Raw genomic sequence first — 25,581 nt, 5'->3', positions numbered from 1 at the left:
GGCGCCCGCCTTTGCCGACGATCCGCGTCGGCCGGTCCGCTACGGAGTTCGTCATGAGACTTTGGCTCGTCACCCTGGTCGCCGCCCTCCTCCTGATTGGGGGAGGCGGCGGCTCGGCCTTCGCGTCGGCTTCGGTCCTGGCGACGACGCCGGATGATCCCTCCGCCGTCATGGTCAGAGGCAAGGGGGACGGCCGCGCTGATGACAGCGCCGCGCTCCAGTCGGCGATCGACGCGGCGGCGGCCAAGCCCGGCGGCGGCCTCGTCTTCCTGCCGTCTGGCCGCTACCGGATCAGCCGAACCCTCTTCATGTGGCCCGGCGTGCGCATGTTCGGGGTGGGCGCGGAACGACCGAAGATCGTGCTGGGCGACGCCACGCCGGGCTTCCAGAAGGGCGTGGCCAATATGGTCATCTTCACCGGCGCCAAGGCCGATCCGGCCGTGCGCGTCCCGTTCCCGCCGCCGGGCAGCGTGCCGTTCAACAAGGACATCGCCGACGCCAATTCCGGCACCTTCTACACCGCGATGAGCAACATCGATTTTGCGATCGGGCGCGGCAACCCGGCCGCGACGGCGATCCGCTTCCACTCGGCGCAGCATACCTTCGTCAGCCACATGAGGTTCGACATCGGGTCGGGACTGGCGGGCCTGTACCACGTGGCCAACGAGGCTGAGGACCTGCACTTCAAGGGCGGCCGCTACGGCATCCTGGCCGAGAAGCCGTCGGCGGCCTGGGGCTTTGTGCTGTTGGACTCCACCTTTGAAGGTCAGCGCGACGCGGCGATCCGCGAGCATGAGGCGGGTCTGACGCTCGTCAATGTGACCATGCGCGACACGCCCGTCGGGATCGAGATCGACCGCGGCTATGGCGATTGGCTTTGGGGCAAGGACGTTCGCTTCGAGAACGTCTCCAAGGCCGGCGTCATCATCTCCAATGAACGCAATGTCTACACCCAGGTGGGCTTTGAGAACGCGGTGGCGATCAACACGCCGGTGTTCGCCCGCATGCGCGACAGCGGCAAGACGGTTCCCGGCAAGGGTCGGACCTACCGCGTCGCCGCCTTCAATCACGGCCTTGTCGTGCCGGCTCTTGGCCAGATGGGCGAGTATCGCACGATCTTCCAGGCCGAGGCGCTGACCAGCACGCCCGCGCCCCGGGCGCCGGCGATCCGCTCCCTGCCGGCGACCTCCGATTGGACGAACGTGCGCACCCTGGGCGCCAAGGGCGACAATGCAACGGACGACACCGCCGCCATCCAAAAAGCGATCGACACTCACCGTGTGGTCTATTTCCCCACCGGCTTCTACCGGGTCACCGACACGCTCAAGCTAAGGCCCGACACCGTCCTGATCGGCCTGCACCCCAGCCTCACCCAGATCGTGCTGCCCGACCGCACGCCGGCCTTCCAGGGTGTCGGCGGCCCCAAGGCGCTGGTTGAGTCCGCCGCCGGCGGCGACAACATCGTTCATGGCCTGGGTCTCTACACCGATGGCCAAAACCCGCGCGCCACCGCGCTGCTGTGGACGGCCGGCGCAAATTCGATGGTCAATGACGTCAAGTTCCAGGGCGGCCACGGCACCAACCTGTTCGATGGCGCGCGCTACAACCCCTACAACGCCAACGCGACCGCCGATCCTGACATCGCCAAGCGCTGGGGCGGGCAGTATCCCAGCCTGTGGGTGACCAACGGCGGCGGCGGGACCTTCGCCAATATCTGGAGCCCCAACACCTACGCCTATTCTGGCATCTACGTGTCCGACACCGAGACCCCTGGCTACATTTACCAGACCTCGGTCGAGCATCACCTTCGGTCCGAGATCAGCCTCAATCGCGTCGCCAACTGGGAGCTTCTGGCGCCGCAGACCGAAGAGGAGGCCGGGGAGGGCGAGGACACCGTCTCGCTGGAGATCCGCGATTCCCGCAACATCCTGGTGGCCAACTATCACGGCTATCGCGTGACCCGGACCCGCCGGCCGGCGCCGGCGGCGGTGCGGCTCTACAACTCGCACGACATCCGGTTCCGCAACGTCGCGGTCAATGGCGAGAGCGGCTTTCCGACCTGCGATGAAGGCGGCTGCGCCACCTTCCTGCGCCTGACCAAGTATCCCTACACCAACGCCATCCAGGACGTGACCAGCGGGCTGGAAGTGCGCGAGCGACAGTTCGCGGTGCTCGACGTCGGCGCGGCTCCCGCGCCTGTGACGCCATCGGTCTACCCCGCGGGCGCGCGGGTGGAGAAGCTGGCTGACGGCTTCTATTCGCTAGGCGGCGGCGCTGCCGACGCGGCCGGGACGTTGTACTTCACCGACCGCCGCAACCAGCGGATCTACAGCTGGTCGGACGCCCGCAAGCTTTCTATCGTGCGCGACAACACCCTGGACCCGATCAACCTGGCGGTCGCCGCTTCAGGCGACCTGCTGGTCCTGTCGTCGGACGGCCGCAACGGCTCGGTCTACAGCTTCAAGCCCGGCAGCCCCGACACCGAGGTTACGGTGATCGCGCCCACTCCGACGGGGAAAAGCCCTGGCGCGGCCATCGTCCTGCCGGTCAATTGGTGGAACAACGGCGAGTTCAAGGACCAGCTCGACCCGGACACCTATCAGTTCACGACCCTGGCCGAGATGTTCGCGCGCGACATGGCCCTACCAAAGCCCCGGGAATACGTTTCGCCCGATGGCAGCCTGGCGCTGCCGGCCTTCCGCGTATTCCAGCAAGGTCCGGCCGATCACCGGGGACTTCGCTTCTCGGACTCGCTGGACACCTACGGCTTCACCACGGCCAAGCCCGGTCAGCGGGTGTTGATCGCCAACAGTTCGGAGAACAAGACCTATAGCGGGCTCGTGGGCCAAGGCGGAGCGATCACCGATTTGAAGCCATTCGCCGACCGAGGCGGTGAAAGCGTGGCGGTGGACCCAGACGGCAAGGTCTATGTCGCCAACGGTCAGGTCTTTGTCTACGCGCCTGACGGCCGCGAGCTTGGTCGACTGGATGTCCCCGAACGTCCTTTGCAGCTGGTCATGGGCGGTGCGGACGGGCGGACCTTGTACATCCTCACCCATCACGCCCTCTACGCCGCGCCGGCCAAGTAGTCGCAAATAAGGGAGATCGCCCGGATAGGGTTACGACCATGGTCGTATAGTTTGCATTCCGCTCCTCTGACAAATTCCAGGTAGGCCACGACGCTGGCCCAATGAAAAACTGGGAGGGGATAAGATGAGTGCTTTGGATGGCGCGCGAGGGGGAACGGCCTTTTTAAGCGCTTTGCTCGCATCGAGCGCGTTCGTGACCATCATGGGGGCTGGAACAGCCCTCGCGCAGGAGGCTGAGGCCACGCCATCGGCGGAAAGCCCAGCTGGCGCCGTGTCGGAGGTCGTCGTCACGGGCACGCGCATCCGCTCCACCGGCTTCACCGCGCCGACGCCGACCCAGGTCCTGGGCCAGGTCGATCTGGAGCGGGCCGCCCAGCCCAACATCTTCACCGCCATCACCCAACTGCCCTCCCTGCAAGGATCGAGCGGCGCGACCACGGGCACGTTCAGCACATCGAGCGGCCAGCAGGGCCTGAGCTCGTTCTCGCTGCGTGGCCTGGGGACCATCCGGACCCTGACCCTGCTGGACGGCCAGCGGGTCGTTCCGGCCAACGTCACGGGCGTGCCCGACATCAGCATGTTCCCGCAGCTGCTGGTCGAGCGGGTCGACGTGGTCACTGGCGGCGCCTCGGCCTCCTACGGCTCGGACGCGGTCGGAGGCGTGGTCAACTTCGTCACCAACAAGCGGTTCGTGGGCTTCAAGACGAACCTGCTGACCGGTGTCACCACCTATGGCGACAACCACCAGTGGCTTGCCCAGGTCGCGGCGGGCAAGAGCTTCCTGGACGACCGCCTGCACGTGCAGGTCAGCGGTGAATACGACTGGGAAGAGGGCGTTCCGGCGGGCGGCTTCGGCGAAGACGCACCGGGCAGCCGCGACTGGTACACGACCGCCACCCTGGTCAACCGCGGGATCACCAACGACGGCTCGCCCCAGTACCTCTATCGCGAGCACGTCCAGGCCTACCAGTACGCCAAGTACGGCCTGATCAGCGCCGGTCCGCTGCAGGGCACGGCCTTCGACCAAGCCGGCAATCCGTTCCAGTTCCAGTATGGGGGCGGGGGCGTGCCCTCCAGGGCGGCGAACGGCGCGGTCAGCGGTTGCTACACCAACGGCGGCTTCTGCGTCGGCGGCGACCTGTCGGGCAACGTCGGCATCGGCACCTCGCTGCAGTCGCGCCTCAAGCGCATGAACGCCTATACCCGTGTGGGCTTTGATCTGGACGCCAACCACGAGATCTACGCGACGTTCAACGCCGCCCGTGTGGAGACCAGCAACCAGCCCAACCCGGGGGCGGCCACCACCAATCTGACGATGTCGTGCGCGAACCCGTATCTGCCGGCCTCGGTCGTGGCGGCGTGCGCCAACGCCGGCATCACGACCTTCAGCTACGGCCTCAGCAACGCGCTGCTGCCGCGCAACATCTCGGTCCATCCGACCCGCACCCAGTACCGTCTGGTGGTCGGCGCCAATGGCAAGTTCGACGTCATGGGCAAGAACTGGGTCTACGACGCCTACTACACCCATGGCCGCAACACGACGAACATCCACGTTCGCGACATCCTGCTGATGCCGCGCTATCGCGCGGCCATCCAGGCCACGACGGTGGGCGGGCAGATCGTCTGCGCCGACCCGATCGCCCGCGCCAGCGGCTGCGTGCCGATCAACATCTTCGGCGGTCAGCGGCCCAGCGAGGCGGCCCTGGCCTACATCACGCCTAAGAACGGCCCATACCAGCACTCGGTCCAGAAGCAGGACGTCGCCAGCATTAACTTCAGCGGCGATACGTTCTCGGTTCCGGCGGGGCCGGTGTCGCTGGCCTTCGGCGCCGAGTGGCGCAAGGAGCAGTACTACGTCGAAGGCGACCCCTATGGCGACGGCAACACGGACTCGCCCAACACCGCCGATTACCCCGCAGATCCGGTCCTGACCCCGTCAGGCGCGAACTGGTTCGCCGGCAACTACCATTCCGGCGCTGGCGAGTACTCGGTCAAGGAAGCCTATGCCGAAGTGAACGTGCCGCTGGTCGATTCCGACGCGGCGGGCAGGGCCAACCTCAACATGGCCGGCCGCTGGACCGACTACAGCACCTCCGGAACCGTCTATACCTGGAAGGTCGGCGCCACCTGGGACACACCTCTTGAGGGCCTTCGCCTGCGAGCGGTGACCTCGCGTGACGTGCGTGCGCCCAACCTGTCCGAGCTTTACGCCGCGCCGGTCACCACCACGATGCCCAACTTCACCAACCCGTTCACGGGCGGCGCGCTGACGGTTCTCCAGAACGTGGTCGGCAACCCGGACCTCAAGCCGGAAATCGCCAAGAACGCGACCCTCGGCGTCGTGCTGTCCAATCCGCAATGGCTGCCGGGCTTCAGCGTCTCGGTCGACTGGTACAACATCGTCCTGAACGGCGGCATTTCCAGCCTGAGCGCCCAGCAGGTCGTCAATTTCTGCTTCGCGGGCCTCCAGCAGTTCTGCGGCGCCTTCAACTTCGCGCCTGCCCAGGGCACGGCCTTCGTCAACTCCCAGACGTTCAACCTGTCCTCGATCAAGACCAGCGGCTTTGACATCGAAAGCAGCTATCGGTTCGAACTGCCCAGCGTGCCTGGCCGCTTCACGGTCCGGGGCCTGGCGACGAACACGCACAAGTTCGTCACCAACCCCGGCATCCCCGGGGCGGTCGCCACCGACTCGGCCGGCCAGAACTCCGGCGCCACGCCGGACTGGAAGCTCCTGGCCATCCAAACCTGGGAGACCGACCGCTTTTCCTTCAGCGTACAGGAGCGCTGGTTCAGTGATGGCAGGTTCGGCAACGCCACCACCGAATACGTCGAATGCAAGCCCGGCAGCTGCCCTGTCTCGACCGCCAGTCGGCCGACCCTCGACTACAACCAGATGAGCGGCGCGACCTATGTCGACATCAGCGCCTCGTACAAGTTCGACAATGGTCTGCAAATCTACGGCAAGGTCGACAACCTGCTGGACCGCGACCCCACGCCGTCTCCGCAAACCAATACGGGCCTGGACGCCAACCCGGCGCTCTACGATCTGCTGGGACGGTTCTATCACCTGGGCCTGCGCTATAGCTTCTAGGCCGCTCGCCGCCACCTCCCCCCTGGGCGGCCTCGCCCGGGTCCGGACCGGCGCTGCGCCGCTCCGTGGCTCGGGCGCCTTTCTTCGCGCTAGAATCGTCATGCGGGAACGTCGAGTTTGACTAGGCTTGGCCGATGTTTAGGGGAGGCAGGCGATGATTAGGGCGGACCGTACGCGAGACCCCACCATGGCCGATGTGGCGCAGCTGGCGGGCGTCTCGCGCATGACGGTGTCGCGGGTGATCAATGACGGCGACAAGGTCAGTGAAGCGACCCGTGCTGCGGTCCTGGCGGCGATCCGCGAGCTGAACTTCGCCCCCAATCTGACGGCCCGGAATTTGGTTATGGCCGGCGAGCTGCGGATCGGCGTGGTCTATTCCAATCCCAGCGCCGCCTTCATGAGCGACTTCCTCATTGGCGTGTTCGAGGAGGCCACCAAGGCGGGCGCTCGCCTCATCCTGGTTCGCGGCGAGGCGGGCCAGGCGCCCTCGTTGCCGGAAATGCGAAGGCTGCTGGGCGGCGGCGTTCACGGGGTGGTGTTGGCGCCGCCGCTGGGCGAATCCGCGGCCGTGCGCGCCCTGCTCGCCGCCGCCCAGCTGCCCGTCGCGGTGGTCGCCGCGGGCCGCCCGGCGCCCGATGCGATCAATGTCCGCATTGACGATCGCCAGGCTAGCCAGGCCCTCGTGCGCCATCTCCTGGATCTGGGTCACCGAAGGATCGGCGTCATCGTCGGCAACCCCGACCAGAGCGCAAGCGCCGAGCGCCTGGCGGGTGCGCGGGCGGCGGTGGCGGCGGTCCAAGGCGCCCAGCTTGTCCTAGCGCAGGGGGCCTTCACCTATGCTTCGGGCCTGCAGGCCGCCGAGCAACTGCTCGACCTGGAGTCGCCGCCGACCGCCATCTTCGCCAGCAACGACGACATGGCCGCCGCGGCCGTATCGGTCGCCCACCGCCGGCATTTGGATGTGCCCGGCGATCTGACTGTCGTGGGCTTTGACGACACGACCGTGGCCACCACGCTGTGGCCGCCGCTCACCACCATCCATCAGCCGGTGAGGCAGATGGCGGCCGTGGCGCTTGAGCGGTTGATGCGCGCCCTGCGCGCTCCATCCGCGCCCGAGGCCTTCGCCGACCATGTGCTGGATCATCGCCTGATCGAGCGTCAATCAACAGCCCCCGCGCCGTCGCCAAGGCCGAACGCCGCCTCCCATCCCGAAAGGTCACCGCATGTCTGATCCGTCCGCCGATATGGAGCGCGCCACCGTCGGACAGGTGACGCGGCGGCTGATGCCCTTGTTCTGCGTGATGTATCTGATCGCCTACATCGATCGGCAAAACGTCTCGTACGCCAAGCTCGACATGGTCCAGGCCCTGGGACTCAGCGAGGCGGCCTATGGGCTGGGCGCGTCGTTGTTCTTCATCGGCTACTTTCTGTTCGAAGCGCCCTCGAACCTGATCCTGGCGCGGGTGGGCGCACGGGTGTGGTTCGCCAGGATCATGTTCACCTGGGGGCTGGTCACCCTCGCCCTGGGCTTCACCCAGAACCCGACCATGTTCTACATCCTGCGCTTCCTGCTTGGCGCCGCGGAGGCCGGGTTCTTCCCCGGCGTGCTCTATGTCCTGACCCTGTGGTACCCGCAGGCGCATCGGGCGCGGATGGTGGGTTTGTTCATGATCGCCAGCGCCGTGGCCAACGCCGTCGGGGCGGCGATCGGGGGCGTGCTGCTGGATCTGGACGGCCTTTTGGGGCTGGCGGGATGGCAGTGGGTGTTTTTGGTGACGGGCCTGCCGGCTGTGCTTTTGGCGCCCTACGTCCTGTGGCGTCTGCCCAATGGACCCGCCGAGGCCAAGTGGCTGCCGCAGGCTCAGAAGGCCTGGCTGGCCGCCGCCCTGTCGGCCGAGCGGGGCGGGGCGATCGACGATCACCGCGGCGCCTGGAAGGCGATCTTCGATCCACGCGTGCTGCTGCTGGCGGGGCTCTACATTGGAATGCCGCTGGGCGCCTACGGCCTGAGCTACTGGCTGCCGACCATCGTCAAGTCCTTTGGCGTATCCAACACCGTCAATGGGCTGATCAACATCATTCCCTGGATCTTGGTGGGCGTGGCGCTGTGGTGGGTGCCGCGTCACGCCGCGCGCCATGGGGCCAGCGCCTGGCACATCGCCGGGCCGACCTTGGTGGCGGCCGCCGCGCTTGTCCTGAGCGTGATCTTGCCTGGCTCCGCCCTGAAGTTCGCCATGCTGTGCATCGCCGCCCCGGCCATTTTCGCCGCCCAGCCCGTCTTCTGGAGCCTGCCGCCCAGTTTCCTCAGCGGACCCCAGGCGGCGGCGGGAATCGCCGCGATCAACGCCATCGGCAACCTTGGCGGCTTCATCGCCCAGAACCTGGTGCCCATGGTGCGCGACGCCACCGGCAGCAATCTTGCGCCGATGCTGGCGCTGGCGGCTGTGCTGCTGATGACCAGCGCCTTGATCTTCTACGCAATGGGCCGTCTCGACAGGTCGAAAGCCGGGGGGCGATGACGCTCATGCGTCAATAGGAGCCCGCCGGCTAGGCGCTGACTTGTCCATGAAGTCTGTCGACCTTGTGGCGAGGTCGCCCGTGGGAGGGTGGTCCGGGCCATTCGGCGGCACGCCAAGGGCCGTGTCGTCGGCGAGAGCGCGGTCTAGACCAAGGTCATCTGACACACCGGCCGGGCGCGGGCCGAGGTCCGTTGAAAGTTCAGGTGCTCCAGGCTGGCGTTCTGGGCCCGCCCGCGTTAGCAGACCGCCCCATGATCCGCCTCGACAACATCTCCAAGCAAAACGGCCACCAAATCCTGTTCATCGAGGCCTCGATGGGCGTCCAAAAGGGCGAAAAGGTCGGGCTCGTCGGCCCCAACGGCGCCGGCAAGACGACGCTGTTTCGCATGATCACCGGTCAGGAGCAGCCTGACGACGGCCTGGTCTCGATCGATCCTGGAATGACCATCGGCTATTTCAGCCAAGATGTCGGGGAGATGTCGGGCCAGAGCGCGGTCGCGGCGGTGATGGACGGCGTTGGTCCCGTCAGCGCCCTGGCCGCCGAAATGTCGAGCCTTGAGGCCGCCATGGTCGATCCGGACCAGGCCGACAAGCTGGACGCGGTGATGGAACGCTACGGCGAGGTGCTGGAACGGTTCCAGGAACTGGACGGCTATGCGCTGGAGGCGCGGGCGCGTGAGGTCCTGGCGGGCCTAAGCTTTAGCCAGGAACGCATGGACGGCGATGTCGGTCTGCTGTCTGGGGGCTGGAAGATGCGCGTGGCGCTGGCCCGCATCCTGCTGATGCGGCCCGACGGCATGCTGCTGGACGAGCCCAGCAACCACCTGGACCTGGAAAGCCTGATCTGGCTTGAGGCCTTCCTCAAGAACTATGACGGCGCCCTGCTGATGACCTCGCACGACCGCGCGTTCATGAACCGCATCATCGGCAAGGTGGTGGAGATCGACGGCGGCTCGCTCATCACCTATTCGGGCGATCTCGATTTCTACGACCAGCAGCGGGCGCTAGGCGAGGCGCAGCGGCAGGCGCAGTACGAGCGCCAGCAGGCGATGCTGGCCAAGGAAATCAAGTTCATCGAGAAGTTCAAGGCGCGCGCCTCGCACGCCGCCCAGGTCCAGAGCCGGGTCAAGAAGCTCGACAAGATCGAGCGCGTCGAGGCGCCGCGTCGTCGCCAGTCGGTCCAGTTCGAATTCCAAAGCCCGCCCCGATCGGGCGACGACGTGATCAATCTGCGCAATGTTCACAAGGGCTACGGCGCGCAGCCGATCTATGAGGGCCTCGACTTTCTGGTGCGCCGCAAGGAGCGCTGGTGCGTCCTGGGCGCCAACGGCGCCGGCAAGTCGACGCTGCTGAAGTTGGTGGCTGGCGACACCAAGCCCGACCAGGGCACGGTGAGCATCGGGGCCAGCGTCAAGATGGGCTATTTCGCCCAGCATTCCATGGACCTGCTGGACGGCGAAGAGACGATCTTTGAATCCCTGGAGGGCTCGTTCCCGCAGGCGGGTCAGGGAAGCTTACGCACCCTGGCGGGGTGCTTTGGCTTCTCCGGCGATGACGTGGAAAAGCCTTGCCGGGTGCTGTCCGGCGGCGAGAAGGCGCGTCTGGTCATGGCCAAGATGCTGTTCGACCCGCCCAACCTGCTGGTGCTCGACGAGCCGACCAACCACCTCGATATGGTCACCAAGCAGATGCTGGTCGCCGCCCTCGCGGACTTTGAAGGGACCATGCTCTTTGTCTCGCACGACCGCCATTTCCTGGCGGCCCTGAGCAACCGCGTGCTGGAGCTGACGCCGCAGGGCGTCCATCAGTACGGCGGCGGCTATAGTGAATACGTCACTCGCACGGGTCAGGAAGCCCCTGGGCTGCACCCGGGCGGGTAGCGGCGTCGGCGCCTCAACCCGCCCCATCCCGGGTCTTCAGAGCGGCCTCAACGTGCCGTCCTTGACCCAGGCGTTGAGGTCGACGGGGACAAGCCGCGCTACGCAACTCTCCTTGCCGCAGCCGGCCTTGGCGACCAGGAAGGTGTCGCGGTCGAGCGCGATGAGGCCGGTGCTGGCGTCGAAGGCGAACTTGCCGATCGCGTCGAATGTGCGGTCCGCCCTGATCAGCACTTCCATGAAATCGGGTTTGCCGTAGCAGCCGAACCACCAATGGCTTCCATCATAGGCGGCTGTCTGTATGCCCTTGTAGGTCTGGCCCGTCTTGAGGACGATTTCGCGGCGCAGCCTGAACTGGTCGTCGTACTCATAGAGGGCGTTGGCGCCCACGCCGTCGGGCAGCCCGCCGACGACGATGAACCGATCGTCGCCGAAAGCGATCCCGCCGGCGCCATAGACGACCTCGCTGACGGCGTGCCGCTTGAGCAGGGACAAGTCGTCCGCATCGTAGACATAGATCCAGGAATCGGAGCGCTTCTGCGGATCGTTGAACAGGGCCAAATTGACGGCGACGTAGATCTTGCCGTCGACGTGGCAAAGGTCGCCATGATGATTGGCGACGGTGATCTGGCGCAGGACGTTTCCGCTCACGTCGGTCTTCACGATGCTGGTCGTCATCGACCAATAGATCGCGTCGCGGTCGTTGGTGCAGGCGCCCTGGAGATGGCCAGCATAGACGCCGCTCAGGGCCACGCCGGAACGGGCGACAATCTGAAGCGGCGTTGGCCTGAGCGTCTGTGCGATCACTCCCGTCGAGAGGCTCGCCAGGGCGGCGGGCAAGACTGACAGCAAGGATCGGCGAGACAGGGGGCCGGCGACCATCTTTAGCGTCGCCAGCCCACTTTGCGAAAATGTCGCCATTCACTTCCTCCGCCGCACCGCGGGTACCGGCAGTAAGGACCGAATGTGACAGTTGATCGAGGGACCGCCTGCGGTCTCGCGATCACGACGCTGGCCGTCGCTTAAGAAAAAGGCGGGAGGCTTGCGCCGCCCGCCAGGGAGGTAGAGGAACTAGAAGGCCTGCTTGAGACCAACCTCGATGGTCCGTCCCAGCGGATTGCCGGTCCACGGGTCGTAGCCGAACTCCTCCTGGGCCGGCGGCGGATCGCGGTCGAAGAGGTTGGCCACGCTTGCGGTGATCACCGTGTCCTCGCGTAGCTGCAGGCGATAGGTCAGGTCCGTGGTGATCCACTCCTGGCCGTTCTCGCCGTACTGGACGCCGACACGTTCGTCCTTCACCGCCGAGACGAAATTGACGCCCAGGCGCAGGTTGTGGCGGTCAAAGCCGTAGTTGACCCCCAGATTGGCGCGCCACTTGGGCGCCGCTTGGGCGAAAGTCGCAAAGTTCAGCGTGCCCAGGCGGTTGTCGCCGGTGGTGATGGTGACGCCGTCCAGGGTGGTTGAGCCCGTCCGAAGTTCGGTCACCCGCGTGGCGGTGATGTTGACGTCAAGCTGACCGGGGCCCAGGGGCAGGCCGTAATTGGCCTGGATATCGACGCCCTTGGTGGTCTGGCCCGGGCCGTTGCCATACCGCGTGGTGACCGACGAGAAGGTCCCGATCCCGTTCATCCCGACCTGGCAGCCGTTGTTGAAGGTGATGCGGGCCAAAAGGGGCTGGCGGGCGACGTCGCAGGTCGTGATCGTCCCGCCAGCGCCGTTGAAGACCAGGCTGGCGATCTGGTTGGGGTCGGCGACCTGACCGATCTGATCCTTGGTGCGGATGTCGAAGTAGTCGACGATCAGGCGGAAATCGTGGTCGGAGGACAGGCCCCGGCTTTGCCAGATCGCGCCCAGGTTCGAAGTCTTGGCGGTCTCGGGCTTGAGGTCGGAGTCGGTGACGAACTGAGCGGCCAGCCAGTTGCTGGCGGCCACCGTGAAGGTGCGCGCGGCGACCGTCACCTGGCCCGGCGTCACGCCCAGCGGCGGGGTCTGGTAGTTGGTGCCGTAGGAGCCGCGCAGGGTCAGCGGACCCCACACGTTCCACTTGCCCGACACCTTGTAGACCGTGGCGCCAAGGTCGTTGGAGAAACGCTCGCGCCGGGCGGCCAGCTGGATATCGACGTTGGAGAGCAGCGGCACCTGAAGCTCGCCAAACAGCGAGTACTGGCTCTGCTCGGCATGGGTCGGAACCAGGGGAGCGAACAGCACGAACGGCCCCGGCGCATCGGGCGTGCAGCCGCGGAAGTTGGGGTCGGTGGTCGGCAGCGGATTGGCTTCCAGGTTCGGCGAGCCGGCGCCATTGGCGCTGGTCGTGCCGCTGGGCCATTCACACTGGACGGTCCCGTTATAGAGCGGGCTGTCGACGTTCACCCGGTTCTCGAAGGTGCGGTACTGGGCGCCCAGCGCCCAGCCCACCTCGCCGCCTGGCAGGTTCAGGCCCGAGCGGCCGTTGAACACCAGGTCGGCGGTGAAGTTGTTGCTCAAGGTCTCGGTGGCGCGCGGATCGAACATCCAAAGGGTCAGGTCCTGCGGATTTTCGCGTCCGGCGACATAGTTGGGGTTGGACAGGCCAAGCACCGGCTGGCCCTTGAACGAGGTGGAGAACGGGTTCCACCACTGGCAGCCGTTCTGGCCGGCGGCGGCGGGGTTTTGGGTCCCGAAGCGGCGGGGATCGAGGTCCGCGGCGCGGCAGTTGGGACCACCAAAACCGTTCAAGGCTTCTTGCACCCGGTAGCCGATGGTGTCGGGGTGGGTGTTGAAGTTGTAGGCGTCGTTATAGGTCAGGGCGAAATCATAGCCGACCGCCTTGGCGAAGGGCGCAAGGTCCCCCAGATCACCGGTGACGCCGCCCGAGACGCGCCAGACCTTGTTGTCGATGCGGTCGGCCACGCCAAAGCCTTCACCGCCCGAATAGTAGGGGTTACCGCCGTGGCCCAGCAGCCGGTAGGTGGTGGGCGTGAACCCTTGGGCGCCGGTGACGCCGTGGGCGGCGGCGAAGGCCGCCGCATGGGGGTTGGTGATCGGGACGTAGAACTGGTTGACCGAGCCGGTCGCCATGGCTGGGCCCCGCACGACCGGCTGGGCCGGCGAGCCCATGACCTGGGGCAGGGTCACACGCCCGTAGGAGACGTCGGCATGGAACTTCATGCTGTCGGTGATGTCGGCCTTCACCTGAGCGTAGAGGCGATAGGTGTCTTGCTCTTCGACCAGCCGATAGTAGGGGATGTAGTTGTAAGCGCAGGTGAAGGCGTTGTCGTAACGCCCGCCCACGGCCGCGCAGCTGGCGGGGGTGAAGTCCGAGACCAGCCCGCCGACGGGCGCGCCGAACTCGGCGTCGGCGCTGAGGCCCGGCACGGCGGGCAAGGCGCCGCGAGGCTGCCAGCCGGTCAGGTTGGTCAGGGTCGACCAGGGGGCGGGATTGTAGCCAGCGCCTGGGGTGAGGGAATCCTTGGTGAACCCGCGCTCCAGGGTGTTGAGGCGCGAGCGGTGTTCGTATTCGGCCGAGACCAGCAGGTTGACGCGGTCTTCGCCGATACCGGCCACCACGCCCACCGAATAGTCGCCCTTGGAGCCGTCGATGTACTTGTACTGGCCCTGGGCCTCGACGCCGGTGAAGCGCTCGCGGGTGATGAAGTTGACCACCCCGCCGATGGCGTCGGCGCCGTAGATCACGGCCGCGCCGTCCTTGAGGATTTCAGTGCGGGCCAGCGCGATGGACGGCACGTTGGCGGTGTTTTGGTTCATCCGCCGGCCGTTGAGCAGGACAAGCGTCTTGTCCGCGCCCAGGCCACGCAGGTTGAAGTTGACCGAACCCACCAGGGTGGGGCCGCCAAAGTAGTAGGACTCCCCGCTCGTGGGGCCTGAGATGGTCAGGCTCTTGGCGAACTCCAGGACCGACGGCGAGCCCTGCTTCTCCAGGCTCTCTTGCGAATAGACCTCCACCGGCAAAGCGGCGTCCAGCGCCGAGCCCCGGATGTTGGAGCCGGTGACGACGATCTCCTCGACCTCGGTGGACTGATCTTGCGCCATGGCCGGCAAGGCCAGGCCAAATAGGCCGATAAGCAAGGCGGCGCCCGAGGCGCGGTTAAGCCCCATTCTCATTTTTTGCATCCTCCCGGTGGAATGAATCTCAGACGCTCATTCTCACAAGAGTGAATATGTGCGCGTCATAGCTTCGCCGTCAATGAGCGTTGTTCGTCGCGGCCACATTTTGGTCGTGACGATTGACACCGGCGCGTCTGGTCCCGACTAGGCAGGGGATCGAAAAGGATCTGGAGAACACTCTTGGCGCAGGCGAAGGCGAGGCGGACCTCGGGGGCGGCGGACACGGCGCGGCGCACCAAGGCTGAGCAGCGCGCTCAAAGCCTCGAGCAGATCATGGACGCGGCCGAGTATCTGTTCTCCAAGAACGGTCTTTATGGCGTGACGCTGCGCGACGTGGCCCAGCGCGTGGGCATCCACACCACGCTGCTCAACTACTATTTCAAGGACAAGGTGAACCTCTTTGAGGCCGTCTTCGCCCGCCGCGCCGGCGTGTCCTCGGACCGTCGGATGATCGCGCTGGAGCAGTACGAGAAGGCGGCTGGCGACAATCCCACCGTTGAGGGCGCGCTGCATGCGTTCTTGGACACCGACCTTGATCTTTATTTCGAGGGCGGCGAGCACTGGATGAACTATGCGGCGTTCTGCGCGCGGGTCTCCAATACGCCCGAAGGCGCCGCCCTCATGGACGAGCACTTCGACCCGGTGGTCCTCAAACTTGTCAGCATTCTCAAACGCGCCCTGCCGACCTATGCCGACGAGGAGATCTTCTGGGGCTACCACTTCGTCAGCGGCGCCTTGATGAACACCCTGGCGCGCACGGGCCGCATCGACCGGCTGTCAGGCGGGCTTTGCCATTCGGACGACTTTCCCGCCGTCAAGAAGCGCATCGCAAGGTTCATGGCCGCGGGCTTCATCGCCCTGAAGGACTAGCGCCCGCGGCTGGAGCAATCTTGCAGGCTCACCTGGCCTTGCGTTCGGCTCGCATGAAGATCCAGGTCAGCCAGAGAAATAGCGCCACCGCCAGGCCGTAGAAGGGCGTGAGCGTGTAGAGCGCCATCTGCAGCGAGTTGCCCGGGTGTGTGGCGCGGAAGAAGTCGCTGGCCGCGCCCACATAGGTGGGACCAAGGCCAAGGCCGATGAAGTTCATCACCAAAAGCAAGAGCGCGCCGGCCATGACCCGCTCATGCGGCTGGACCTCTTCCTGGACCAGCGCCACCGACGAGGACAGGTAGAAGTAGTTGAGGAAGGTCGGGAACATCAGCAGGACCAAGGCCAGCGGCCAGGTCGGGGCCCAGACAAAGCCGATATAGAACGGGATCGCCAGGGCCAGCGAAATGGCCGGCACCAGGGCGTAGGCGACCTTGGAGCGGTGCGTGAAGCGGTCGATCACCCGGCCCGAGGCGAAGATGCCCGCGCTCATGCCGACGCCCACCACCAAAGCGTACCAAAGCGCCACCTCATTTAGGGTCATGCCCTTCTCGCGCATCAAAAAGAGGGTGGTGAAGTTGCCAAGGCCGTAGGTGACGAACTGGGTCGCTCCACTGGCCAGGGCCGCCAGCACCAGGGGCGGGCGCGAGAAGAACATCTTCATCGTCGCCCAAAAGCCGGCCTTCTTTACAGGCGCGTCCACATAGGCCGGGTCCAGACCGCCGCGCTTGGGCTCACGCACGATCAGGGGCAGGGCGATGGCCGCCACGATGCCGACCGCGCCGAGCACGATGAAGGCGTATCGCCAGTTGAAGGCCGCCGCGATCGCCGCGCCAAAGGCGATGCCCAGCGCCGCCCCGACGGGCGGGCCAAGATTGTACAGGCCCAGCGCCGTGCCGCGCCGCCCGCTTGGGAAATAGTCGGAGATGATGGCGTAGGAGGGCGGTACGCCGCCGGCCTCGCCAAAGCCCACCGTCATGCGCGAGACGGCGAACTGGCCATAGGTGCGCGAGAGCCCGCAGGCCACGGTGGCCGCGCTCCAGATTCCGCAGGCGACCGATAGCACCATCACCCGGTTGGTGCGGTCCGCCAGCCACCCGACCGGGATGGCGATGAAGCAATAGAAGAGGGCGAAGTAGAAGCCGCCGATCAGGCCAAGCTGGCTGTCGGTGACCTGCAGGCTGTCCTGGATGGGCTTGGCCAGGATCGACATCAGCTGGCGGTCCAGGAAGTTCAGGACATAGACGAACCAAAGCATGGCCAGGACGATCCAGGCCTTGCGGTCCACTGGCTGGGGCTGGGGCTGGGGCTGTGGTCGCGGATCGAGCGCGTCGACGGATGCGGCGGTCATCGGCCGGCCGTCCGAGGCTGGCGTGTCGTCAGGCCGCGCGGATGTTTCCGCAGCGTCGCCGCAGGCTTGGTCTTCAAGGCGCTTCTCCCACTTTGCCGCTCTTTTCGTCGGACTATGGGCGAGCATGCGCTCAAGCGCGAAGCCTCGTCAACATTCACGCGCGTGAGAGTGAATGTTGACAGCGGGCGCCGGCGTCGGCACGTTCACCCCCAGCGTCGACAACAAATGATCGGCGCAAAACGGGGAGTGACATCATGAAGGCAGGTCTTTTCGCATCGGCGTGCGCCGCTGCTGTCATCGCCGCATCGACGACCGCTCTCGCGCAGACCAGCGCGCCGGCCGATCAAGTGGCCAGCGCCCGCCAGGGCGCCGATCTGGTGGGGGAAGTGGTGGTCACGGCCACGCGGCGTACCGAACGGTTGCAGGACGTGCCGCTCAGCATCACCGCCTTTTCGCAAGAGAGTCTGACCGCCAAGGGCATCGTCGGCTACGAGGGCCTGGCGCGCGAGACTCCGGGCGTGGTGCTCAACAAGCCTACCGCCAATTTCAACAACTTCACCGCCCGCGGCGTGGCCACCAACGGCTATGGCGCCAACCTGCAAAGCACGGTGGCGATCTATATCGACGAGCTTCCGATCTCGACCATCGGCAACACAACCGTGCTTGATCCCAACCTTTTTGATGTGGAGCGGGTGGAGTTCCTGCGCGGCCCGCAAGGCACGCTTTTTGGCTCTGGCTCGCTGTCGGGCGCGCTGCGCATCCTCAACAAGAGCCCCGACCTCTCCAGCTTCGACGCCTCGGCCCTGGTCGACTACGGCCTGACGGGCTCCGACAGCCTTCGCCAGCGCTACAACGCCATGATCAACGCGCCGCTCATCGATGACAAGCTGGGCCTGCGCGTCGTCGGCTTCTACCGGGACGAGGAAGGCTACGTCGACAACATCGGCACCGGGGTGAAGAACTCCAACACCCTGGTCGACTGGGGCGGCCGGGCCATCTTGCTGTGGAAGCCCACCGACCGTCTGTCGGTCAAGCTTCTGGCGTCCTACGAGGACAGCAACCCCAAGGATTCGGCGCTGATCAATCCGACTTTGGGCGACCACAAGCGCAACTCCGACCGGCCCGATCTGTTCGTGGGCAAGCTGGCCAATTACAACGCCACCATCGAGTACCAGTTCGACGGCGCGCGGCTGACGAGCTCGTCGACCTATTCGCGCTTTGACCAGAAGTTCTTCGTCGACCTGGCCGGCACCTTCGGCGGCGCCATCTCCTTCGCGCTGGACGCCTGGGGCTATCAGAAGACCTTCGTCGAAGAGCTTCGCCTGGCGTCGGACCCTGGGGGCAAGTTCGACTGGGTGGTCGGCGGCTTCTATCTCGATCGGCGGCTGGACGTTGACTACTTCTACCGCTCCTCGCCGCAGTTTTTGGCCGCGCGCGGCATCACCGGCCTGCCGGACGAGTACTACCAGCGCCAGTTCAACTACACCGACTCCAGCGAGCTGGCCGGCTTTGGCGAGGTGACCTGGCGCTTGAACGACCGCTTCTGGCTCACCGGCGGCATGCGTTACGGCAGCGTCGAGGCTCAAGGCTTCGTCCAGGGCGGCTACACCAGCAACTACCTGACCAACGCGCTGCTCAATATCGGCGGGCCCCTGACCGTGACCCAGATCGCGCCGGTCTCGGGCGTCAAGGCCGAGGGCAGCAAGCCCTCGTTCAAGGTCAGCGCCTCGTTCAAGCCGACGTCCGCTCTGACTACCTACGCCACCGTCTCGACGGGGTTTCGCACGCCGATCGTCAACGGCTTCGCCGGTCGACCAAGCGTGGTCAATCCGAGCGACCTGATCATCCCCAACGGCGCCGATTCCGACGACCTGACCAACTATGAGATCGGCCTGAAGGTCCGCTGGTTGAACGGCCGGCTGGTCACCAACCTGGCCGCCTACTGGATCGACTGGAGCAACATCCAGGTCCAGGCCAACCGCGTCTCCGACTCTGTGCAGTTCGCCACCAATATCGGCGCGGCGCGCAGCCGGGGGCTGGAGTTCGAGGTGCTGGCCTATCCGTCGAGCGGACTGACCCTGGGCTTCAACGGCTCGCTCAACAACGCCAAGGTCACCGAGCTGACGCCTGAAGAGGCGGCCATCTCCGGCGCTGTGCCGGGGGCGCGCCTGGCGTCGCCGCGGTTCCAGGGCTCGGCCTATGTGAACTATGGCTTTGACCTGACGCCCAAGGCGCGGGCCAACCTGTCGATGGTGGTCCAGCACGTGGGCTCCTATCCGGGCATGTTCCCGCGCGTGCCTGGCCAGCCCAACACCGTGGCCCCCACCTACGGCTTCACCGACGCCTATGAGAACGTCAACGCCATCTTCGCGGTCAGCTTCGACAAGTTCACTGTCGGCGCCTATGTGGAGAACCTTCTCGACGACGACTCGATCACCTACGTCCACCCCGAAGCCTTCCTGGCTAACCGGTTTGGGACCATGCGCCCACGCACGGCGGGCGTGCGCGTCGGCTACGAGTTCTAGGCCATGGGCGCGTCCGTTCATCGCAAGGTCCTTGGCCTGATCGGCGCCCTTGGGCTTTGCGCCCTGGCCGGCGCCGTCCAGGCCCAGACAGCCCAGGCCCAGACAGCCCACGCCCAGGCGGGGGCTCCCGTGGTCCACGCCCCGGCCGGCGCCGTGCGGGGCCTCGCCCAAGACGGTCTTCAGGTCTTCAAGGGCGTACCTTACGCCGCCGCACCGATAGGCGGCCTGCGATGGGCGCCGCCTGCAAGCGCGCCCGTCTGGCAAGGCGTGCGCGACGCCGCCCAGTTTGGCCCGTCGTGCTGGCAGCCCAAGGCAAATGGCGGCATCTACGCCTCCACGCTCGCCTCGATGAGCGAGGACTGCCTGTCCTTGAACATCTGGGGGCCCAAGGACGCCAAGAGGGCCCCGGTGCTGGTCTGGATTCATGGGGGCGCTCTGATCTCAGGATCGAGCAGCGAGGGGATGTACGACGGCGGCGCCCTGGCCAAGCGGGGCCTGGTGGTGGTCTCGATCAACTACCGGCTGGGCGTGCTGGGCTACATGGCTCACCCCGAACTCAGCGCCCAGTCCCCCGACAAGGTCTCGGGCAACTATGGCCTGCTCGACCAGATCAAGGCGCTGGAATGGGTCAAGCGCAACATCGCCGCCTTCGGGGGCGACCCGGCCAACGTCACCATCGCCGGCGAGTCCGCCGGCGGCCTGAGCGTCCTTTACCTGATGGCGTCGCCCAAGGCGCGGGGCCTGTTCTCCAAGGCCATCGCCCAGAGCGCCTACATGGTCTCCACGCCGCACCTTAACGAGGCCAGGTTCGGTCACGTGGCGGCCGAGGCCATGGGCGCGGCGACGGCCGCCAAGCTGGGCGCCAAGAGCTTGGCTGATCTTCGCGCCATGGACGCCGAGATTTTGACCACCCAGGCGCTCATGGCCGGCTTCCAGACGACCGCTGCGGTGGACGGCAAGGTCCTGCCGCGCCAGGTCGTCGACGCCTTCGATCGCGGCGAGCAGGCGCGCGTGCCCGTCCTGGCCGGCTTCAACAGCGGCGAAATCCGCTCGCTGCGCAGACTGGCGCCGCCGCCGCCTGCGGACGCGGCCGCCTACGAGGCCCAGATCCGCCAGCGCTATGGCGATCTGGCTGACGACTTCTTGAAGCTCTATCCGTCATCGGACGTGCCCGAGAGCGTGCTCGCCGCCCCGCGCGACGCCCTCTACGGCTGGACCGCCGAACGGCTCGCCGCCAAGCAGACCAAACTCGGCGCGCAAGGCTATCTCTACCTCTTCGACCATGGCTATCCGGCCGCGCAGGCGGCCGGTCTGCATGCCTTCCATGCCGCCGAAATCCCTTACGTCTTCGGCACGGCGTCCAAGACGCCCGACGGCTGGCCCAAGAACCCCGACACGCCCACTGAGGCTGCGCTGACGGCCGCCATGGGCGACTACTGGGCCTCCTTCGCCAAGGACGGCGCGCCGACCGCCAAGGGACGGCCCGCCTGGCCCGCCTATGGCGCCGGGCGCGCCTACATGATCTTCGCTGATGCGCCGCAGGTCGGATCGCATCTGCGGCCGGGCATGTACGAGTTGAACGAGGCTGTGATGTGCCGTCGCCGCGCCCAGGGAGACATTTCCTGGAACTGGAACGTCGGCGTCGTCTCCCCCCCGCTTCCCCCTGGAGTTGCTGAGTGCCGATGATTGACGGCCAGATGCAGGCGTTTGCCCTGACGCTTGATAAGTTCCTTGAGCACGCCGCCAAGTGGCGACCGCGCGCCCAGGTCGTCACCGCCCGCGAGGGCGGGGCGACCGATCGTGTCGGCTATGGCGATCTGAAGGCCCGCGCTCAGCGCGTGTCGGCGGTGCTGCAGGGGCTTGGGGTGGCACCTGGCGACCGCGTCGCCACCTTGGCCTGGAACAGCCAGCACCATGTGGAGGTCTGGTATGGCGTCATGGGCATGGGCGCGGTGTGCCATACCCTCAACCCGCGCCTGACCGCCGAGCAGCTGACGGCCATGATTGATCAGTCGCAGGCGCGCATCCTGATCGCCTCGGCCGATCTTGCGCCGCTGGCCCGCCAGGTGCTCGATGCGGCCCCGCGAGCCGACAAGCTCTTGATCATCGATGGCGAGGCCGCCGCGGGCCAGACCCTCGAGCCGATGATCGCCGCCGCGCGCGGCGAGGTCGCCTGGGGGCAGTTCGACGAGACCGCGCCGTGCGGTCTTTGCTTCACCTCCGGCACGACCGGCGCGCCCAAGGGCGTAACCTACACCCACCGCTCCAGCTACCTGCACACCCTGCGGATCTTGCAAGCCGACGTCATGGCCATCAGCGGCGCCGACAACGTCCTGGCCGTGGTGCCGATGTTCCATGCCAACGCCTGGGGTCTGCCCTTCGCCGCGCCCGCGGTCGGGGCCAAGCTCGTCCTGCCGGGCCGTTACACCGACGGCGCAAGCCTGGCCCGTCTGATCGCGGCCGAGGCGGTGACGGTCGGGGTCGGCGTGCCGACGGTGTGGCTGGGCCTCATCGAGCATCTGGATGCGCAAGGCGGCGATTTGCCGAGCCTGAAACGCATCATCGTGGGCGGCGCGCCCATGGCGCCGGCCCTGATGGAGCGCATCCAAAAGCGCCTGGGCGTTCGCGTCCAGACCAGCTGGGGCATGACCGAGCTGTCGCCTTCGGGCACGGTGGCGCCGCTCAGCAGCCCTGCTGACGCTGCGCTCTCCGGCCCTCCCGCGGTCGGGGTGGATTTGCTTTTGACCGACGCCGCAGGCGCGCCTTTGCCGCGGCAACGCGATGTCGAAGGCCATCTGCGGGTGCGCGGATCGTCGGTGATCGAGCGTTATTTCGGCGAGACCGCCCCGGCGACCGACGCGGACGGCTGGTTCGCCACCGGCGACCTGGCGCGCATCGACGCCGACGGCAATCTGATGATCACCGGCCGCGCCAAGGACCTGATCAAGTCGGGCGGCGAATGGATCAATCCCGCCGAGATCGAGGCGGTGATCGGCGCCTTGCCGCAGGTGTCCTTGGCCGCCGTCATCGGCCGCGCCGACCCCAAATGGGGCGAGCGGCCGATCCTGCTGGTGGAGATGCAAGGCCAGGACGAGGTCGCCGACGAGATGCTGCTGGCCCCCTTGCGCGGCAAGGTGGCCTCGTGGTGGATACCCGACGCGGTGTTTCGCCTTGAGCGCATGCCTCTGGCGCCGACCGGCAAGATCGACAAAATGTGGCTGCGGTCGCAGTACGGCGGCGGGTGAAGCGCCCTCGCCGCCATGTCGATCCCCAAGCCAGTGAGAGCCCGCCTCGTGCCTGAAGACGCCAAGCCTCGCAAAAGCTCCAGCAAGGCCCAGCAGCGCGCCGAGATGATGGAGCAAATCCTCGACGCCGCCGAGCACCTGTTCTCCAAGCACGGGCTCTATGGCGTCACCCTCAAGGACGTCGCCCAACGGGTGGGCGTGCATCACACGCTGCTGAACTATTATTTCGACGACAAGAAGAGCCTCTTTGACGCCGTCTTCGCCCGCCGGGCCGTGGTGACCAATGAGCGCCGGCTGCGGGCCCTGGACGCCTACGAGACCGCGTGCGCCGGCAAGCCCACCGTGGAGGGCGCCTTGCGCGCCTTTCTCGACACCGACCTTGATCTCTACATCGAGGGCGGGGAGGGCTGGAGGAACTACGCCGCCCTCGGCGCGCAAGTGGCCAACACGCCCGAGTGGGGCGCGGCCCTGATGGACGAGCATTTCGACCCGGTGGTGCTGCGCCTGATCGGACTTTTGAAGAAGGCGCTGCCCGACTGCGCCGAGGCCGACATCTTCTGGGGCTATCACTTCGTCACCGGGGCCCTGATGCTGACCCTGGGACGCACCGGACGGATCGACAAGCTGTCGGGGGGCGTGTGTCGGTCGGACGACTTCGCCGCCGTCAAGGCGCGCATGGCCACCTTCATGGCCGCCGGCTTCTTGTCGGTGTGTAAGCGCTCCTCAAGTTAGGTCGAGTGCGGGCGAGTTGGAGCGCGCCAGACTCTGCTCAACAAATTAACTATCGCCTTAGTGAATATATGGCGGGCCGGCCCGTCTTCGAAGAGAAGGAATGCGAACGATGATGCTGGATGGACGCGTAGCGATCGTCACGGGGGCGGGCGGGGGCCTGGGGCGCGCCCATGCGCTTTATCTGGCGCGGCAGGGCGCCAAGGTGGCGGTCAATGACCTCACCCAGGAAGCCGCCGACCGCGTGGCCGCCGAGATCACCGCTGCGGGCGGCCAGGCGTTCGGCGTCGCGGCCTCCGTCACCGATGAGGCGGCGGTGGCGGCCATGGTCGCCAAGGTCATCGAGCGTTGGGACAGGATCGATATCTTGATCAGCAACGCGGGCATCTTGCGCGACAAGAGCTTCGCCAAGATGAGCCTGGATGATTTTCGCCTGGTGGTCGATGTCCACCTGATGGGCGCGGCCGTCTGCGCCAAGGCCGTCTGGGAGATCATGCGCACCCAGGGCTATGGCCGCATCGTGATGACCACCTCTTCTTCGGGGCTGTACGGCAATTTCGGCCAAGCCAATTACGGCGCGGCCAAGATGGCGCTGGTCGGCTTGATGCAGACCCTGGCCATCGAGGGTGAGAAGTACGGCGTGCGGGTCAACTGCCTGGCGCCGACGGCCGCCACCGGCATGACCGAAGGCGTGCTCTCGCCAGAAAGCCTTGAGCGCCTCAAGCCCGAACTTGTCAGCCCGGGCCTGCTGGCCCTTGTCGTCGAGGACGCCCCGACCCGCACGGTGCTTTGCGCCGGCGCCGGCCATTTTGCAGTGGCCAACATCACCCTGACCGACGGCCGCTACATCGGCGAGCGCCTGGACGCGGGGCAGGCCTTGATCGCCCAGTGGGACGGCGTGGCCGATCGCGCCGGCGAGATCGTCCCGGCCTATGGCTTCACCCAGGCCGAGCGCGAGCTGGCCAGCGCGGGCCTGTCGGCGCCCGTCTCGGCGAGGTCGTGATGCGCGACGCCGTCATCGTCTCCACCGCGCGCACCCCGATCGGGCGGGCCTATCGCGGGGCGTTCAACAACACCCCGTCCCCGACCTTGGCCGCGCATGCCCTGGCCGCCGCCGCCGAGCGCGCGGCGGTCGCACCCGATGAGATCGAGGACTGCCTCCTTGGATGCTCCCTGCCGCAGGGTTATCAGCAGACCATCGGGCGCATGGCGGCTCTTCGGGCCGGGTTTGCGGTCACCGTGCCGGGCATGACCCTTGACCGGCAGTGCTCGTCGGGCCTGATGACCATCGCCACGGCCGCCAAGCAGGTGATCGTCGACCGCATGGACGTGGTGGTGGCTGGCGGGGTGGAGTCGATCTCGCTGGTCCAGACGCCGGACCTGCGGGTCGATCAGGACCCCGAGCTCGTCGCCATGCACGCCGACGCCTACATGCCCATGCTCGACACCGCCGAGACCGTCGCCGCGCGCTACGGGATCAGCCGTCAAGCTTGCGACCTCTATTCGCTTTCCTCGCAACAGCGCGCCGCGGCCGCGCAAGCCCTGGGCCGGTTCGACGCCGAAATCATCGCGACCAAGGCGACCATGAAGGTGGTCGACAAGGAGACGGGCGCGACGTCCTTGCGTGAGCTTGTGCTGGAGCGAGACGAAGGCGTGCGGCCCGAAACCACCCTGGAGGGCCTGGCCGCTCTCAAGGCGGTTCGACCGGGCGGGGTCGTCACCGCCGGCAACGCCAGCCAGCTGTCGGACGGCGCGTCGGCCTGCGTGATCATGGAGGCGGGGGTGGCGACACGTCGCGGTCTGACGCCGCTGGGTCGCTATGTCGGTATGAGCGTCGCTGGCGTCAGCCCCGACGAGATGGGCATCGGCCCCGTCTTCGCCATTCCGCGTCTGCTGGAGCGGTTCGACCTGAAGATGGACGATATCGGGCTTTGGGAGCTGAACGAGGCCTTCGCCTGCCAGGTCGTCTATTGCCGCGACCGCCTCGGCATTCCCGACGAGCGGCTCAACATCAATGGCGGAGCGATCGCTATGGGTCACCCCTACGGGATGTCCGGCGCCCGCCTGGTGGGACACGCCCTGATCGAGGGCAAGCGCCTGGGCGCCCGCTATGTGGTGGTCACCATGTGCGTGGGCGGCGGCATGGGCGCCGCCGGACTCTTCGAGGTGCTCTGAGGCGCC

15 protein-coding genes are annotated in these 25,581 nt (G+C 66.6%); 12 read left to right on the top strand and 3 right to left on the bottom strand.

All coding sequences use genetic code 11. The features are described from left to right. Positions 1-53 precede the first annotated feature (53 nt). The 5 genes from O5K31_RS16880 to O5K31_RS16860 all read left to right on the top strand — a co-directional run bounded on the left by O5K31_RS16880 (position 54) and on the right by O5K31_RS16860 (position 10,582). The gene (locus tag O5K31_RS16880) at positions 54-3,089 is read left to right on the top strand and encodes a glycosyl hydrolase family 28-related protein (RefSeq protein ID WP_269714914.1); all 3,036 of its coding nucleotides are present in this window, start codon (positions 54-56) and stop codon (positions 3,087-3,089) included. A gap of 124 nt (positions 3,090-3,213) precedes the next feature. Continuing rightward, on the top strand, positions 3,214-6,183 hold the full coding sequence (locus tag O5K31_RS16875; protein WP_269714913.1) for a TonB-dependent receptor domain-containing protein: 2,970 nt from the start codon (positions 3,214-3,216) through the stop codon (positions 6,181-6,183). A gap of 154 nt (positions 6,184-6,337) precedes the next feature. Beyond that, on the top strand, positions 6,338-7,414 hold the full coding sequence (locus tag O5K31_RS16870; protein WP_269714912.1) for a LacI family DNA-binding transcriptional regulator: 1,077 nt from the start codon (positions 6,338-6,340) through the stop codon (positions 7,412-7,414). Continuing rightward, positions 7,407-8,702: an MFS transporter gene (locus O5K31_RS16865; protein ID WP_269714911.1), complete on the top strand. Its 1,296-nt coding sequence runs from the start codon at positions 7,407-7,409 to the stop codon at positions 8,700-8,702. Before O5K31_RS16870 ends, O5K31_RS16865 begins: the two co-directional genes overlap by 8 nt. A gap of 251 nt (positions 8,703-8,953) precedes the next feature. After that, positions 8,954-10,582 (top strand): ABC-F family ATP-binding cassette domain-containing protein, encoded by a 1,629-nt coding sequence (locus O5K31_RS16860; protein WP_269714910.1) that lies wholly within the window; start codon positions 8,954-8,956, stop codon positions 10,580-10,582. A gap of 36 nt (positions 10,583-10,618) precedes the next feature. Here the strand turns inward: O5K31_RS16860 and O5K31_RS16855 are convergent, their stop codons facing one another. Beyond that, positions 10,619-11,500, bottom strand: a complete 882-nt coding sequence (locus O5K31_RS16855) for a hypothetical protein (protein ID WP_269714909.1) — start codon at positions 11,498-11,500, stop codon at positions 10,619-10,621. 150 nt (positions 11,501-11,650) lie between these two features. Then, positions 11,651-14,680, bottom strand: a complete 3,030-nt coding sequence (locus O5K31_RS16850; RefSeq protein ID WP_269714908.1) for a TonB-dependent receptor domain-containing protein — start codon at positions 14,678-14,680, stop codon at positions 11,651-11,653. A gap of 183 nt (positions 14,681-14,863) precedes the next feature. Here O5K31_RS16850 and O5K31_RS16845 point away from each other — a divergent pair, with 183 nt between their 5' ends. Continuing rightward, the gene (locus tag O5K31_RS16845; protein ID WP_269714907.1) at positions 14,864-15,553 is read left to right on the top strand and encodes a TetR/AcrR family transcriptional regulator; all 690 of its coding nucleotides are present in this window, start codon (positions 14,864-14,866) and stop codon (positions 15,551-15,553) included. 28 nt (positions 15,554-15,581) lie between these two features. On the opposite strand, the gene O5K31_RS16840 is transcribed toward O5K31_RS16845, so the two are convergent. After that, positions 15,582-16,901 carry a spinster family MFS transporter gene (locus O5K31_RS16840; protein ID WP_442867736.1) on the bottom strand — a complete coding sequence of 440 codons (1,320 nt, stop codon included), beginning with the start codon at positions 16,899-16,901 and terminating at the stop codon, positions 15,582-15,584. A 254-nt stretch (positions 16,902-17,155) separates the two neighbouring features. Here O5K31_RS16840 and O5K31_RS16835 point away from each other — a divergent pair, with 254 nt between their 5' ends. The 6 genes from O5K31_RS16835 to O5K31_RS16810 all read left to right on the top strand — a co-directional run bounded on the left by O5K31_RS16835 (position 17,156) and on the right by O5K31_RS16810 (position 25,575). Then, positions 17,156-19,426 (top strand): TonB-dependent receptor, encoded by a 2,271-nt coding sequence (locus O5K31_RS16835; protein WP_269714906.1) that lies wholly within the window; start codon positions 17,156-17,158, stop codon positions 19,424-19,426. 3 nt (positions 19,427-19,429) lie between these two features. Next, positions 19,430-21,112, top strand: a complete 1,683-nt coding sequence (locus O5K31_RS16830) for a carboxylesterase/lipase family protein (RefSeq protein WP_269714905.1) — start codon at positions 19,430-19,432, stop codon at positions 21,110-21,112. Further along, positions 21,109-22,671: an AMP-binding protein gene (locus O5K31_RS16825; protein WP_269717084.1), complete on the top strand. Its 1,563-nt coding sequence runs from the start codon at positions 21,109-21,111 to the stop codon at positions 22,669-22,671. The genes O5K31_RS16830 and O5K31_RS16825 overlap by 4 nt, the downstream gene beginning before the upstream one ends. Positions 22,672-22,719: 48 nt before the next feature. Further along, positions 22,720-23,403 (top strand): TetR/AcrR family transcriptional regulator, encoded by a 684-nt coding sequence (locus tag O5K31_RS16820; RefSeq protein ID WP_269714904.1) that lies wholly within the window; start codon positions 22,720-22,722, stop codon positions 23,401-23,403. Positions 23,404-23,512: 109 nt separating this feature from the next. Then, the gene (locus O5K31_RS16815) at positions 23,513-24,403 is read left to right on the top strand and encodes an SDR family NAD(P)-dependent oxidoreductase (protein ID WP_269717082.1); all 891 of its coding nucleotides are present in this window, start codon (positions 23,513-23,515) and stop codon (positions 24,401-24,403) included. After that, complete coding sequence (locus O5K31_RS16810; RefSeq protein WP_269714903.1) at positions 24,403-25,575, top strand: acetyl-CoA C-acyltransferase; 1,173 nt, start codon at positions 24,403-24,405, stop codon at positions 25,573-25,575. Before O5K31_RS16815 ends, O5K31_RS16810 begins: the two co-directional genes overlap by 1 nt. Positions 25,576-25,581 lie beyond the last annotated feature (6 nt).

The organism is Caulobacter sp. NIBR2454 (genome assembly GCF_027474405.1).
Taxonomy (GTDB): domain Bacteria; phylum Pseudomonadota; class Alphaproteobacteria; order Caulobacterales; family Caulobacteraceae; genus Caulobacter.
This window is presented reverse-complemented; position numbering and strand designations above follow the sequence as displayed.